12 protein-coding genes and 1 pseudogene are annotated in these 13,666 nt (G+C 67.3%); 9 read left to right on the forward strand and 4 right to left on the reverse strand.

The features are described from left to right. Nucleotides 1–53: 53 nt before the first annotated feature. The gene (locus tag AB4Z09_RS24965) at nucleotides 54–1,166 is read right to left on the reverse strand and encodes an NAD(P)H-dependent flavin oxidoreductase (protein ID WP_442240911.1); all 1,113 of its coding nucleotides are present in this window, start codon (nucleotides 1,164–1,166) and stop codon (nucleotides 54–56) included. Next, entirely contained in the window at nucleotides 1,166–2,815 is a 1,650-nt protein-coding gene (locus AB4Z09_RS24970) for an acyl-CoA synthetase (RefSeq protein ID WP_442240912.1), read from the reverse strand. Before AB4Z09_RS24970 ends, AB4Z09_RS24965 begins: the two co-directional genes overlap by 1 nt. Nucleotides 2,816–2,894: 79 nt before the next feature. Here AB4Z09_RS24970 and AB4Z09_RS24975 point away from each other — a divergent pair, with 79 nt between their 5' ends. The 3 genes from AB4Z09_RS24975 (at nucleotide 2,895) to AB4Z09_RS24985 (ending at nucleotide 5,348) form a co-directional block, all read left to right on the forward strand. After that, the gene (locus tag AB4Z09_RS24975) at nucleotides 2,895–3,716 is read left to right on the forward strand and encodes a crotonase/enoyl-CoA hydratase family protein (RefSeq protein WP_174908200.1); all 822 of its coding nucleotides are present in this window, start codon (nucleotides 2,895–2,897) and stop codon (nucleotides 3,714–3,716) included. 92 nt (nucleotides 3,717–3,808) lie between these two features. Next, nucleotides 3,809–4,378 carry a TetR/AcrR family transcriptional regulator gene (locus AB4Z09_RS24980; RefSeq protein WP_442240919.1) on the forward strand — a complete coding sequence of 190 codons (570 nt, stop codon included), beginning with the start codon at nucleotides 3,809–3,811 and terminating at the stop codon, nucleotides 4,376–4,378. Between the two features lie 208 nt (nucleotides 4,379–4,586). After that, nucleotides 4,587–5,348: a 3-hydroxyacyl-CoA dehydrogenase gene (locus tag AB4Z09_RS24985; protein WP_442240913.1), complete on the forward strand. Its 762-nt coding sequence runs from the start codon at nucleotides 4,587–4,589 to the stop codon at nucleotides 5,346–5,348. Between the two features lie 32 nt (nucleotides 5,349–5,380). Here AB4Z09_RS24985 and AB4Z09_RS24990 read toward each other — a convergent pair. Beyond that, nucleotides 5,381–6,199: pseudogene (locus AB4Z09_RS24990) on the reverse strand (LLM class F420-dependent oxidoreductase); the annotation flags it as partial. Nucleotides 6,200–6,272: 73 nt separating this feature from the next. On the opposite strand from AB4Z09_RS24990, the gene AB4Z09_RS24995 reads away from it, so the two are divergent. The 5 genes from AB4Z09_RS24995 to AB4Z09_RS25015 are packed head-to-tail and all read left to right on the forward strand — an operon-like array spanning nucleotide 6,273 to nucleotide 10,834. Then, entirely contained in the window at nucleotides 6,273–7,250 is a 978-nt protein-coding gene (locus AB4Z09_RS24995) for a Zn-ribbon domain-containing OB-fold protein (protein WP_442240914.1), read from the forward strand. 14 nt (nucleotides 7,251–7,264) lie between these two features. Next, nucleotides 7,265–8,329 carry a thiolase domain-containing protein gene (locus tag AB4Z09_RS25000; RefSeq protein ID WP_429520341.1) on the forward strand — a complete coding sequence of 355 codons (1,065 nt, stop codon included), beginning with the start codon at nucleotides 7,265–7,267 and terminating at the stop codon, nucleotides 8,327–8,329. A 1-nt stretch (nucleotide 8,330) separates the two neighbouring features. Next, complete coding sequence (locus tag AB4Z09_RS25005) at nucleotides 8,331–9,506, forward strand: thiolase domain-containing protein (protein ID WP_442240915.1); 1,176 nt, start codon at nucleotides 8,331–8,333, stop codon at nucleotides 9,504–9,506. 12 nt (nucleotides 9,507–9,518) lie between these two features. Then, nucleotides 9,519–10,382, forward strand: coding sequence for a TIGR03619 family F420-dependent LLM class oxidoreductase (locus AB4Z09_RS25010; protein ID WP_114724604.1), 864 nt, complete (start codon nucleotides 9,519–9,521; stop codon nucleotides 10,380–10,382). 14 nt (nucleotides 10,383–10,396) lie between these two features. Continuing rightward, complete coding sequence (locus AB4Z09_RS25015) at nucleotides 10,397–10,834, forward strand: nuclear transport factor 2 family protein (RefSeq protein WP_114724603.1); 438 nt, start codon at nucleotides 10,397–10,399, stop codon at nucleotides 10,832–10,834. Nucleotides 10,835–11,076: 242 nt separating this feature from the next. On the opposite strand, the gene AB4Z09_RS25020 is transcribed toward AB4Z09_RS25015, so the two are convergent. Continuing rightward, nucleotides 11,077–12,330, reverse strand: coding sequence for a cytochrome P450 (locus AB4Z09_RS25020; RefSeq protein WP_114724602.1), 1,254 nt, complete (start codon nucleotides 12,328–12,330; stop codon nucleotides 11,077–11,079). A 174-nt stretch (nucleotides 12,331–12,504) separates the two neighbouring features. Between AB4Z09_RS25020 and AB4Z09_RS25025 the strand changes: the two genes are divergently transcribed. After that, a partial coding sequence (locus AB4Z09_RS25025) for a steroid 3-ketoacyl-CoA thiolase (RefSeq protein WP_442240916.1) occupies nucleotides 12,505–13,666 on the forward strand: 1,162 nt, incomplete at its 3' end.

Raw genomic sequence — 13,666 nt, forward strand, 5'->3', positions numbered from 1 at the left:
GCCCGGAACGACTTTCGTCGTTCCGGGCTCCAGTTCTTCTGTGACCGCGAAGGCTACTTCAGACTGTCGAGCCTGGCCACCGTCGACTCGAAGCCCTCGACGAGTTCGGCCATGATCTCGGCGACGGGGCGGATCTCGTTCATCCGGCCCACGATCTGTCCGACCGGCATGGCCACGACCTCGGGGTCGTCACCCGCCGAGATGCGCTGGTGTGCCTCGCTGACGAGGATGTTCTGCAGCGGCATCGGCAGCGGATCGGGGGCGTCGGGCTTGGCCCACGCCTCGGTCCACTTGGTCTTGAGCAGCCGGGCCGGCTTGCCGGAGTAGATCCGCGAGCGGACCGTGTCGGCCGACGTGGCACCGAGCAGGGCACGCTGGATCGACGACGGCCCGTCGGCGGCACTGCCGAGCTTGTACTCCGACGTGGTGAGCCAGTACGACCCCATCCACACACCGGACGCACCGAGCGCGAGCGCGGCGGCGACCTGACGGCCGCTGCCGATGCCGCCCGCCGCCAGGACGGCGGCGGAGTCGCCGACGGCGTCGACGATCTCGGGGACGAGCACCATCGAGGCGATCTCACCGGTGTGGCCGCCGGCCTCGTAGCCCTGCGCGATGACGATGTCGACACCGTTCTCGACGTGGCTGCGCGCGTGCCCGACGGCCCCGGCGAGGGCCGCGACCGGCACGCCCTTCTCGTGAGCGAGGTCGATGACGTCCTTCGGCGGCGAGCCGAGAGCGTTGGCGATCAACGCGATCCGGTGATTGAGTGCCACATCGACATGCGAGCGTGCCACCGAGTGCAGCCAGCCGAGCGTTCCCGTCGCGCGCTCGACATCGTCCGACAGCGGCGGGACCCCGAGCTCCTCGAGAGTCCGGTTGACGAATGCGCGGTGCTCGGCCGGGATCAGCTTGTCCAGGTCGACCGCCGCGCCCTCGGTGGGGACCTTGGCCGGCATTACGATGTCGACGCCGTACGGCTTTCCGTCGGTGTTCTCGTCCATCCAGGTGAGGGTGGCCTCGAGCTCTTCCGGATCGTTGAACCGGACGCAACCGAGGACACCGAGTCCACCGGCCCGCGAGATTGCTGCTGCCACATGCTCGGACGGCGTGAAACCGAAGATCGGGTACTGGATGCCGAACTTCTCGGCGAGATCGGTGTGCATCAAGCGTCCTTGCCGTTGGTGTAGTGATCGTCGGCGTCGCGCGACTGGGTCTCCGCGGTGGCCCACTTGTAGTCCGGCTTGCCGGCCGGCGAGCGCTTGATCTCGTCGACGAGCCACAGGCTGCGCGGCACCTTGTAGCCGGCGATCTCCTTGCGGGCTGCCTCGACGATATCGTTCAGGCTCGGGTTGGTTCCGGGGCGCGGTGCGACGACGGCCGCGACACGGTTGCCCCAGCGCTCGTCGGGCACACCGACGACCAGGACGTCGAAGACGTCGGGATGCGTCTTGACGGCGCCCTCGACCTCCTCAGGGTAGATCTTCTCGCCGCCACTGTTGATCGAGACCGATCCGCGGCCGAGCATCGTGACGGTGCCGTCCTCCTCGACCGTGGCGTAGTCGCCCGGAATCGAGTAGCGAATTCCGTTGAGGACCTTGAACGTCGCCTTGGTCTTCTCCTCGTCCTTGTAGTAGCCGAGGGGAATGTGGCCGCTGCGGGCGAGCATGCCGACCTGGCCGGAACCGGGCACGACCGGGATGCCGTCGTCGTCGATGACGACCGTGGCGGCGTCGATCTTCACGCGCGGGCCACCGGTGTGCTCGAAGCCCTTGGTGATGGTCGCCAGGCCGCCGAATCCGGTCTCCGAGGAGCCGATCGAGTCGGTGAGCAGACGGTTCGGGAGCAGGTCGAGGAACTGCTCCTTGAGCGCGGGCGAGAACAGGGCCGCGCTGCTGGCGATCACGTACAGCGACGAAAGGTCGTACGGCTCACCGGTCTCCGGGTTGCCGGCAATGAGCGCGTCGATCATGGGACGCGCCATCGCGTCGCCCGTGATGAAGATGAGGTTGATCTTGTGACGGTCGATGACCTGCCACACCTCGTGGCCGTCGAACTCCGGGTGCATGACGAGCGTGCCGCCACCGAACAGGCTGTGGAACACCGCCGACTGCGAACCGCCGTGGATCATCGGGGGAATCGGGAAGCGGACCATCGCGGGGTGCGCGGCACCGAGCTTCGCCAGCTCCCACTCGTCCTGCAGGTACTCACCGGTGACGAAGTTGACACCGCCGCCGAGCACCCGCCACCAGTCCTCGTGCCGCCACATGACGCCCTTGGGCATGCCGGTGGTGCCGCCGGTGTAGAGGATGAAGATGTCGTCGGGGCTGCGCTCACCGAAGTTGCGCTCGGGCGAACCCTGGGACAGCGCCTTCTCGAATTCGACGCCGCCGTACGACGAGTAGTCGAGATCCGTGCCGTCCTCGACGACGATTGCCGTCTTGACGAGAGGGGTCTCGGGCAGGACGCCCGCGACCTTGTCGCTGTAGCGGCGCTCGTGGATGAGCGCGACCATGTCCGAGTTCTCGAAGATGTACTGTAACTCGTTCTCGACGTACCGGTAGTTGACGTTGACCATGATCGCGCGGGCCTTGAAGATGGCAACCATCGACACGATGGCCTCGATGGTGTTCCGGCTGTAGATGCCCACCTTGTCACCCGGCTCGACGCCCTGATCCCGCAGGTAGTTGGCCAGACGGTTGGCCTTCTCCTCCAGTTGCGCGAACGTCAGCTCACGGTCGGCGTCCACGAGGGCGAGGCGGTCCGGGTTGAGGTCGATCGAGTGTTCTACGAGATCTGCGATATTAATGGCCACGTCAACAAAGTAGAACGTGTTACTGTCGGTGACAAGACCCAATTTGAGACTCAACTCACACACATAGCGGGAGCCCTCAGTGTCCACCGAAACTACGGAAAACACAGACGTTTCGGCGAAATCGCCCCACTGCCTCATCGAGAAGCGTGGCCACGTCATGATCGTGACGATGAACCGCCCCGAGGCCCGGAACGCGCTCTCGGGCGAGATGATGGCGATCATGACCGACGCCTGGGACCGGATCGACTCCGATCCCGACATTCGCGTCGCGATCCTCACCGGCGCCGGTGGCACGTTCTGCGCCGGAATGGACCTCAAGGAGATGAACCGCAACGCCCCGGGCGACAAGTTCGGCGCCGGGATGGACGTGACGCGGTTGCCGGCACTGCTGAAGGGCCGCCGCCTCACCAAGCCGCTCATCGCCGCGGTCGAGGGCCCGGCCATCGCCGGCGGCACCGAGATCCTGCAGGGCACCGACATCCGCGTCGCCGGCGAGAGCGCGCGGTTCGGCGTCTCCGAGGCGCGACTCGGACTGTTCCCGCTCGGCGGATCCGCGGTCCGACTGGTGCGCCAGATCCCGTACACCGTCGCCGCGGAGATCCTGCTGACCGGTCGGACGGTTCCCGCCCCCGAGGCCAAGGAACTCGGCCTCATCGGCCATGTCGTCCCCGACGGCACGGCCCTCGACAAGGCACTCGAGATCGCCGAGCAGATCGCCGCCAACGGCCCCATCGCGGTGCAGGCGATCCTGAAGACCATCCGGGTCACCGAGGGCATGCACGAGGAGGAGGCGTTCGCGCTCGAGGCCCAGATCGGCATGGCGGTCTTCAAGAGCGACGATGCCAAGGAGGGCCCGCGCTCCTTCGCAGAGAAGCGCTCCCCCAACTTCACCGGCAAGTAAGCGGTCACCGCGGAAGCGGAAGGGTCCCTTCACACGCTGTCAGCACAACAGCTGGTGACGCACCTCAGCCTCAGTGGCAGCGCCTCGAGCCGCTGGAGCTCACGCCGATCCTGTCAGCGGCGCTCGATGCCTTCTACGAGAAGGGCTTCCACGGCGCATCCGTGCGCGAGATCGCCCACCGGGTCGGGGTCACGGTGCCGGCGCTGTACTACCACTACGAGAGCAAGGAAGGCCTGCTCGTCGCCCTGACCGAGCTGTCCACCAGGGACGTGCTGACGCGCGCACACGCCGCGGACGACGCCGGCGAGGACGACCCCGCCCGTCGGCTCGAGAACGTGGTGTCCGCGATCGTGCTGCGGATGACCGATCGGGCGCGACTGGCGGCCGTCGAGGGCGAGGCGCGCTACCTGAGCCCCGAGGCCTACGAGCGCTACCGGACCGTCCGCAAGGGCATCGAGAACCTTGTACTGGGAATCGTCCGGGACGGAAACCGCGCGGACGCTTTCGACGTCGAGGACCCGGCCGAGACGACCCGGGCCATCCTTGGCATGTGCCAGGCGATTCCCCGCTGGTACCACACCGAGGGCAAACTGGGACCCCAGGCCGTGGCCGCCAAGTACGCGACGATCGCGTCGAAGATGGTCGGGGTCGAACAGCACTGACCCACACGTTGACCTCCCTCGGCCCCCGTGGTAATAACACTTAGCGATCGATAAGTAAGATTGTTGGGAAAGGGACCCGCCACTCGTCATTCACCTCGAAGCGGCAGGCGAGCGGTACGGTCTGCAGACCATCCGCGAAGGCGCGGGAACGGCCAACGCGCCATCATCGAACGACCCTGAAGCACAAGAACATCCGGAAGGAACCCACATGATCGTCARCGACAGCGTCGCCCTCGTCACCGGCGGCGCCTCGGGCCTCGGCCTCGCCACCGCCAAGGCCCTGCTCGCCGACGGCGCCAGCGTCGTCATCCTCGACCTGCCCTCGTCCAACGGCGAGACCGTCGCCAAGGAACTCGGCGACCGCGTCCGCTTCGCCGCCGGCGACGTCACCGACGAGGCCTCCGTCACCGCCGCCCTCGACCTCGCCCAGTCCCTCGGCCCGCTGCGCGTGACGGTCAACTGCGCCGGCATCGGCAACGCCATCARGACCGTCGGCAAGAAGGGCGCCTTCCCGCTCGCCGACTTCACCAAGATCATCAACGTCAACCTCGTCGGCACCTTCAACGTGCTGCGCCTGGCCGCCGAGCGCATCGCCCAGAACGAGCCGATCGACGGCGAACGCGGCGTCATCATCAACACCGCCTCCGTCGCCGCATTCGACGGCCAGATCGGCCAGGCCGCCTACTCCGCATCCAAGGGCGGCGTCGTCGGCATGACCCTGCCCATCGCCCGCGACCTGGCATCGCTGCTCATCCGCGTCGTCACCATCGCACCCGGCCTGTTCAAGACCCCGCTCCTCGGCTCGCTGCCCGAGGCCGCACAGGCCTCCCTCGGCCAGCAGGTGCCCCACCCCTCGCGCCTGGGCGACCCCGCCGAATACGGCTCACTCGCCGCACACATCGTSTCCAACCCGATGCTCAACGGCGAGGTCATCCGCCTCGACGGCGCCATCCGMATGGCCCCGCGCTGATCACTTCGAGGTGAGGATGGGGCCGACGGCAGGATCCGATCGTGGGTCTGCGGGTGTTCGGTTCCCTGCGGTTCGGCCCCATTCTCGACCATCCCGCCGACGTACAGAGCGGTGATCGGCTTGAGCTTCGCGATCTCGGCGGCGCGGTCGTCGGTGACGACCACCTGGCAGGTCGCGGCGACCTCGAAATCTTCACGGCTGCGCCGGGCACCGGGCCGCGCGAATCCCTCGTCGAGCCACTCGTTGTACATCGGCGCCAGTCGCGGCGTGTAGTAGATCGCGAGCCAACCGTCGGCGATCTCGGCGGTCATCGCGACGTTCTTGGGCCCCTCGGCACCGAGCCAGATCGGCAGGTCCGCGCGCAGCGGGTGGGTGATGGGCTTGAGCGGCTTGCCCAGCCCCATCGAGCCGGCACCGGCGTACGGCAACGGATAGTGCGGCCCGTCGTTGCGTACCGCGGCCTCACGCGCGAGAACCTGACGCACGATCGAGACGTACTCCCGGGTGCGCGCGAGCGGCTTCTGGAACGGCTGGCCGTACCAGCCCTCGACGACCTGCGGGCCCGAGACGCCCAGTCCGAGGATCGCGCGGCCCCCGGACAGGTGGTCGAGCGTCAGTGCGTGCATCGCGCAGTTGGTCGGCGTCCGCGCCGACATCTGCGCGACCGAGGTTCCGAGCCGGATGCGCTCCGTGCTCGAGCCCCACCAGGCGAGCGGCGTGAAGGCGTCGTTACCCCACGATTCGGCGGAGAACACGGCGTCGAATCCCGACGCGTCGGCCTCGTTCACGAGTTCCTGCGCGTTGGCCGGCGGTTGCGCACCCCAGTATCCGAGTTGTAACCCGAGCTTCATTGCCTGCCTCCGTGTTTTCCCATATCCGCAGTGACTCTTGCCACAGTAATAAGAACCTGTTCTACTCGAATCCGTGACCCCTGGAAAGAGCGGAGTGGCCGAGCAGCCACTGAGAGCACCACTTAATCTGAAATTCGACTACACCCGATCGGTGGGCCCGACCATCGGTGCCTTCGTGACAGCGCTTCGAGACCGAAAGGTCATCGGCGCCCGCGGATCCGACGGCCGCGTGCACGTGCCGCCGCCGGAGTTCGACCCGGTGACCCACGATCCGATGACCGATTTCGTCGACGTCGCCGACACCGGCAGCATCGTGAGCTGGTCGTGGATGGCCGAGCCCATCGAGGGTCAGCCCCTGACGCACCCGTTCGCGTGGGCCCTGGTGAAGCTCGACGGCGCGGACACCTCGATCCTGCACGCCGTCGACGCCGGCTCCCCCGACGCGATGAGCACCGGCATGCGGGTGCGGGTGCGTTGGGCCGACGAGCGCAGCGGACGCATCCAGGACATCGCGTGCTTCGAACCCGGCGAGAGCGACTCCGACTCCGCCGCAACCGGTTCCGGCGGCGAGCCGGTCACGATGATCACCACCCCGATCGACCTGCACTACACGCACACCGCGTCGCTCGAGGAGACCTACTACCTGCGCGGCCTGATGGAGGGCAAGATCATCGGCGGCCGCACCGACGCGAACGGCAAGGTGTACGTCCCGCCGCGCGGTGCCAACCCGACCGACGGCGTCCCCACCAAGGAACAGGTCGAGGTGTCCGACAAGGGCACCATCACCACCTTCTGCATCGTCAACGTGCCGTTCCTGGGCCAGCAGATCAAGCCGCCGTACGTCGCGGCCTACGTGCTGCTCGACGGCGCCGACATCCCGTTCCTGCACCTGATCCTCGACGTCGACGCGTCCGAGGTCCGGATGGGCATGCGCGTCGAGGCCGTGTGGCGGCCGAAGGAGGAGTGGGAGTACTCGCTCAAGAACATCTCCCACTTCCGCCCCAGCGGTGAGCCGGACGCGGAATACGACACCTACAAGCACCACCTCTAGGAGCCTCGAGAACCATGACAGACATTGCAGTCGTCGGCTTCGCACAGGCCCCCCATGTGCGCGAGACCACCGGCACCACCAACGGTGTCGAGATGTTGGTCCCCTGCTTCCAGGAGATGTACTCCGAGCTCGGAATCACCAAGTCCGACATCGACTTCTGGTGCTCCGGCTCGTCCGACTACCTGGCCGGCCGCTCCTTCTCGTTCATCTCCGCGATCGACTCGATCGGCGCCGTGCCGCCGATCAACGAGTCGCACGTCGAGATGGATGCCGCGTGGGCGCTCTACGAGGCCTGGGTCAAACTGATGACCGGTGAGGTCGAGACCGCCCTCGTGTACGGCTTCGGCAAGTCGTCCGCCGGCAACCTCCGACAGATCCTGTCCATGCAGATGGACCCGTACCTCGTGACCCCGCTGTGGCCGGACTCGGTCTCGGTCGCGGGCCTGCAGGCCCGTCTGGGCCTCGACGCCGGCAAGTGGACCGCCGAGGACATGGCCCGGGTCGCGCAGCGCAACCGCGCGTCGGCCATGAGCAACCCCAACGCGCAGATCTCCGGTGACGTCGACATCGAGACGCTGCTGGCGTCCGAGTACGTCGCCGACCCGCTGCGCACGCACGACTGCGCGCCGATCACCGACGGTGCGGCCGCGATCATCCTGGCCCGCGGCGACCGTGCCCGCGAGCTGCGCGAGCGGCCGGCCTGGATCACCGGGATCGAGCACCGCATCGACTCCCCCAGCCTCGGATCGCGCGACCTGACGACGTCCCCGTCCACCGCCGCCGCGGCCCGTGCCGCGACCGGCGGCGACGTCTCGAACCTCGACATCGCCGAGCTGCACGCCCCGTTCACGCACCAGGAGATCATCCTGCGCGAGGCGATCGGCCTGACCGACGCCACCACCGTCAACCCGTCGGGCGGCCCGCTCACCGGCAACCCGATGTTCGCGGGCGGTCTCGAGCGCATCGGCTACGCGGCCCGACAGATCTTCAGCGGTGACGCGCAGCGCGTCCTCGCCCACGCCACCAGTGGCCCTGTGCTGCAGCAGAACCTGGTCGCCGTCATGGAAGGACGCAACTGATATGGCCAAGCAACTCGCCGCGGTCCTCGGCACCGGTCAGACCTACTACGTCGCCAAGCGTCACGACGTCACGATGGCCGGCATGACCCGCGAGGCGGTCGACCGCGCGATGGCCGACGCCCACGTCGGCTGGAACGACATCGACGCCATCGTCATCGGCAAGGCCCCCGACCTGTTCGAGGGTTCGATGATGCCCGAGCTGGCGATGTCGGATGCGTTGGGCGCCAACGGTAAACCGCTGCTGCGCGTGCACACCGCCGGATCGGTCGGTGCGTCGACGGGCAACGTCGCGGCCAGCCTGGTGCAGGCCGGCGTGCACAAGCGGGTGCTCGCGGTGTCGTGGGAGAAGCAGTCCGAGTCCAACGCAATGTGGGCGCTGTCCACCCCGGTGCCGTTCACGATGCCGGTCGGCGCGGGCGCGGGCGGCTTCTTCGCACCGCACGTGCGCTCGTACATCCGCCGCTCGGGCGCCCCCGACCACATCGGCGCGATGGTCGCCGTCAAGGACCGCCGCAACGGCGCGTTGAACCCGTACGCGCACCTCAAGCAGCCCGACATCACCATCGAGTCGGTGCAGGCGTCCCAGATGCTGTGGGACCCCATCCGGTACGACGAGACCTGCCCCTCGTCGGACGGCGCCTGCGCCATCGTCATCGGCAATGAAGACGCCGCCGAAGCTGTCCTGGCGGAAGGCCGCAAGGTAGCGTGGATCCACGCGACCGCGATGCGCACCGAGCCGCTGGCGTACGCCGGCCGCAACGTCGCCAACCCGCAGGCCGGCCGCGACGCCGCGGCCGCACTGTGGAAGGCCGCGGGCATCACCGACCCGCTCACCGAGATCGACGCGGCCGAGATCTACGTGCCGTTCTCGTGGTTCGAGCCGATGTGGCTCGAGAATCTCGGGTTCGTGCCGGAGGGCCAGGGCTGGAAGTTCACCGAGGCCGGCGAGACCGCGATCGGCGGCCAGCTGCCCGTCAACGCGTCGGGTGGAGTGCTCTCGTCCAACCCGATCGGCGCGTCCGGCATGATCCGCTACGCCGAGTCCGCGATGCAGGTCATGGAGCGCGCCGGTGACCACCAGGTCGACGGCGCACGTAAGGCCTTCGGCCACGCCTACGGTGGCGGCTCGCAGTACTTCGCGATGTGGGTGGTCAGTTCCGACCGTCCGACCAACTAGAAGGGTAACGCCATGAAGTTCACCGTCGGCATCGCAATGAGCCCGCTCGACCAGCTCACCGCGCTCGCCCAGACCGCCGAGGAGTGCGGGTTCTCGAACATCGCGCTGCCCGACTCACTGTTCTTCATGGAGACGGCGGCAGCGGACTACCCCTACACTCCCGACGGTTCCCGGATGTGGAACGAGGAGACACCGTGGGTGGATCCGCTGATCGCCGCCGCCGCCATGGGCGCGGTCACGAGCACGATCGGCTTCTACACGAACGTGCTCAAACTCGGCTCCCGCAATCCCCTGCTGCTCGCGCGGCAGGTCGGTTCGGTCGCGAACCTCACCGGCAACCGGTTCGGCTTCGGTGTCGGAATCGGCTGGGCGCCGGAGGAGTTCGAGTGGTGCGGCGCTCCCTACAAGAAGCGCGGCGCCCGCGTCGACGAGATGATCGAGATCATCAAGATGGTGCTGGCCGGTGGCATGGTCGAGTACCACGGTGAGTTCTTCGACTTCGGCCGCCTGCAGATCAGCCCGGCACCGAGCAAGCCGGTGCCGTTCTACGTGGGTGGCCACACCGATGTCGCGCTGCGCCGCGCCGCGCGCATCGGTGACGGCTGGACGTCGGCGATGATGAAGTTCGACGATCTGGTGGCAACGATGGCCCGTCTGAAGGAGCTCCGTGCCGAATACGGCCGGGCCGAGGAGCCTTTCGAGATCCAGGCGGTGTGCATCGACCGATTCGGCAAGGACGGCTACGCCCAGATGGCCGACGCCGGCATCACCGACAACATCGTCGTCCCGTGGATCTTCGACGGCCTCGGCTTCGACGCACCGCTCGAGGCCAAGCAGGACTCGCTGCGCAAGTTCGCCGATCAGTACATCAAGTAGGGAGGGAGCAGCACGTGAGCACACAGGCCGGTACCGAATCGTCCACCGCCGAGCATCCCGCACGGATCGCGGCACGCGCGTCGCAGTCCGCCGCGAGCGGCAAGCGCAAGGAAGAGTGGCTGGATCTGTTCGCCGAGGACGGCTGGGTCGAGGATCCGGTCGGTCCGTCGGGGTTCGATCCGGAGGGCAAGGGTCATCATGGGCGCGAGGCGATCTCGAAGTTCTACGACATGACCATCGCCAACACCGACTCGCTCGAGTTCATCGTCAAGGACTCGTTGGTGTGCGGTGACGAGAACGTCAACATCGGCTTCATCCGCTCGGTGATCGCCGGCAACCAGGTGGACGCCGAGGGAGTCTTCATCTACCGCGTGAACGCGGCGGGCAAGCTGCAGTCGCTGCGGGCCTTCTGGGAGGTCGACCGAGCCATGAAGACGTTGAAGAAGGTCTGATTCACCGAAAAGACGACAGTTCCCGAAAAGCGATGGGGCGGTTACCGGATCCGGTAACCGCCCCATTCTCGTGTGCGCGCTGCCGTGTACCCACCACCGGGACCGGCACACCCGCCCCACCCACAAAACCCTCCTACACACAAAGCAGTAGCGTCAGCGAGGGATGAGGGATCTCGCTGACGCTACTGCGTCCGTGTGGCCCGACTTGGTGTTCCGCTCGAGCCGGAGGGAGAGATTCGAACCTAGTGGGAGACCGGGCAACCCGAGGTCTTGTAGTCGACCTGGTACTCCTTGATGCCGTTGAGCCAGCCGGACCGCAGGCGGCGGGTGTCGCCGGCCTCGGTGATGTCCGGGAGGACGTCGGCGATCGCGTTGAAGATCAACTCGATCTCCATGCGAGCGAGGTTGGCACCCAGGCAGTAGTGGGCACCGGTGCCACCGAACGATAGGTGCGGGTTCGGGTCACGCGTGATGTCGAACGTGTGCGGGTTCTCGAACACGTCCTCGTCGAAGTTGGCCGAGACGTAGCTCATCACCACGCGCTGACCCTTCTTGATCGCGACGCCGCCGATCTCGGTGTCCGCGAGCGCGGTGCGCTGGAACGACGCGACCGGGGTGGCCCAGCGGATGATCTCGTCGGCCATGGTCTTCGGACGTTCCTTCTTGAACAGCTCCCACTGGTCGGGGTTGTCCATGAAGGCCTTCATGCCGTGCGTGGTCGCGTTGCGGGTGGTCTCGTTACCGGCCACCGCGAGCACGATCACGAAGAAGCCGAACTCCTCCGGGCTGAGCACGTCGCCGTCGACGTCCGCCTCGATGAGCGTGGTGACGATGTCGGTGCCCGGGTTCTCCTTGCGGGCCTCGGCCATCTGGTACGCGTACCCGAGGATCTCCATCGACGCGGCCGCCGGATCGACGTCGGCGAACTCGGGATCGTCGTACGAGGTCATCTGGTTGGACCACTCGAAGACCTTGCCGCGGTCCTCCTGCGGCACACCGATGAGTTCGGCGATGGCCTGCAGCGGCAGCTCCGCCGCAACCTGGGTGACGAAGTCGCCACTACCCTCCGCAGCGGCGGCCTTGACGATGGCCTCGGCGCGGGACTTCAGTTCGGCCTTGAGCCCGTTGATCGCGCGGGGCGTGAAGCCGCGGGCGACGAGCTTGCGCAGCTTGGTGTGCTCCGGCGCGTCCTTGTTCAGCAGGACGAACCGCTGCAGCTCGATGGCCTCACGCTGCATGTCGTCCGCGAACCGCGGAATCGCGGTGTTCTCCCACGTGGAGAACACGTCGCTGCGCTGCGAGACGTCCCGGATGTCCTCGTGCCGGGTGACCAGCCAGTAGCCACCGTCGTTGAAGCCACCGACGCCGTCCGGCTGGTCGACCCAGTAGACCGGCTGAGTCTTGCGGACCTCGGCAAGCTCCTCGACGGGGATACGGTGTGCGTAGATGTCAGGATCCGTAAAGTCGAACCCTGCGGGAATATTGGGCTGCGCCACTGCTGTCTCCTGCCCTCGCGGTCAGCCCGCGAAGTGATGTGTAACACGTTCTACATGCATTGAATCACAGAGCGCCGATCAGGGAAAGACTAGGCAAATATCTGCCGCAGGACCCCTTGCCCTGGCGGGAGAACCTGTTCTACTTTTCGAAGAAGAGAGTGAAAGGAGCCCGCCGTGGGCACACCAGTAATCGTCGAGGCAGTTCGCACACCGATCGGGAAGCGCGGTGGCTGGTTGTCGGGCCTGCACGCGACCGAGATCCTCGGTGCCGCACAAAAGGGAATCGTCGATCGCGCGGGGATCGATCCGGTACTGGTCGARCAGGTCATCGGCGGCTGTGTCACGCAGGCCGGCGCGCAGTCCAACAACGTCACCCGCACCGCGTGGCTCGCCGCGGGCCTGCCGTGGCAGACCGGCGCCACCACCATCGACTGCCAGTGCGGTTCCGCGCAGCAGGCCAACCACCTCATCGCGGGTCTCATCGCGACCGGCGCCATCGACATCGGCGTCGCGTGCGGCGTCGAGGCGATGAGCCAGGTTCCGTTGGGCGCCAACGTCGGCACCGAGGCCGGGCCGCGCCGTCCCGCGTCGTGGGACATCGACATGCCCAACCAGTTCGAGGCCGCCGAACGCATCGCGAAGCGCCGTGGCCTGACCCGTGACGACATCGAGACCCTCGGTGTCCGCTCGCAGGCGCTCGCGAAGCAGGCGTGGGCCGAGGGTCGCTTCGACCGCGAGATCGTCCCGGTGACCGCACCGGTCATCGGCGAGGACAAGCAGCCGACGTCCGAGATGAACGTCGTCAGCCGCGACCAGGGCCTGCGCGACACCACCGCGGAGTCGCTCGCGAAGCTCGAGCCGGTCCTCGAAGGCGGCATCCACACCGCCGGCACGTCGTCGCAGATCTCCGACGGCGCCGCCGCGGTCATGCTCATGGACGAGGACCGCGCCCGCGCGCTCGGCCTCAAGCCCCGTGCCCGCATCGTCACCCAGGCCCTCGTCGGCGCCGAGCCCGAGTACCACCTCGACGGCCCCGTGCAGGCCACCGCGCGGGTGCTCGAGAAGGCCGGCATGAAGATCGGCGATCTGGACCTGTTCGAGGTCAACGAGGCGTTCGCGTCGGTCGCCCTGTCCTGGGCCCAGGTCCACGGCCCCGACATGGACAAGGTCAACGTCAACGGCGGCGCGCTCGCGCTCGGACATCCCGTGGGCAGCACCGGTTCTCGCCTGATCACCACCGCGCTGCACGAACTCGAGCGCCGCGACGGCTCGACCGCCCTGATCACGATGTGCGCGGGCGGCGCACTCGCGACGGGCACCATCATCGAGCGGATCT

The sequence above is a fragment of the Rhodococcus sp. TAF43 genome, assembly GCF_052113525.1.
GTDB lineage: Bacteria > Actinomycetota > Actinomycetes > Mycobacteriales > Mycobacteriaceae > Prescottella.

Bases quoted from the DNA above. Each gene is read 5' to 3' on its own strand.
- AB4Z09_RS24965 (WP_442240911.1), bottom strand. From the start codon at position 1,166: ATGCACACCGATCTCGCCGAGAAGTTCGGCATCCAGTACCCGATCTTC.
- AB4Z09_RS25000 (WP_429520341.1), top strand. From the start codon at position 7,265: ATGACAGACATTGCAGTCGTCGGCTTCGCACAGGCCCCCCATGTGCGC.
- AB4Z09_RS25005 (WP_442240915.1), top strand. From the start codon at position 8,331: ATGGCCAAGCAACTCGCCGCGGTCCTCGGCACCGGTCAGACCTACTAC.
- AB4Z09_RS25010 (WP_114724604.1), top strand. From the start codon at position 9,519: ATGAAGTTCACCGTCGGCATCGCAATGAGCCCGCTCGACCAGCTCACC.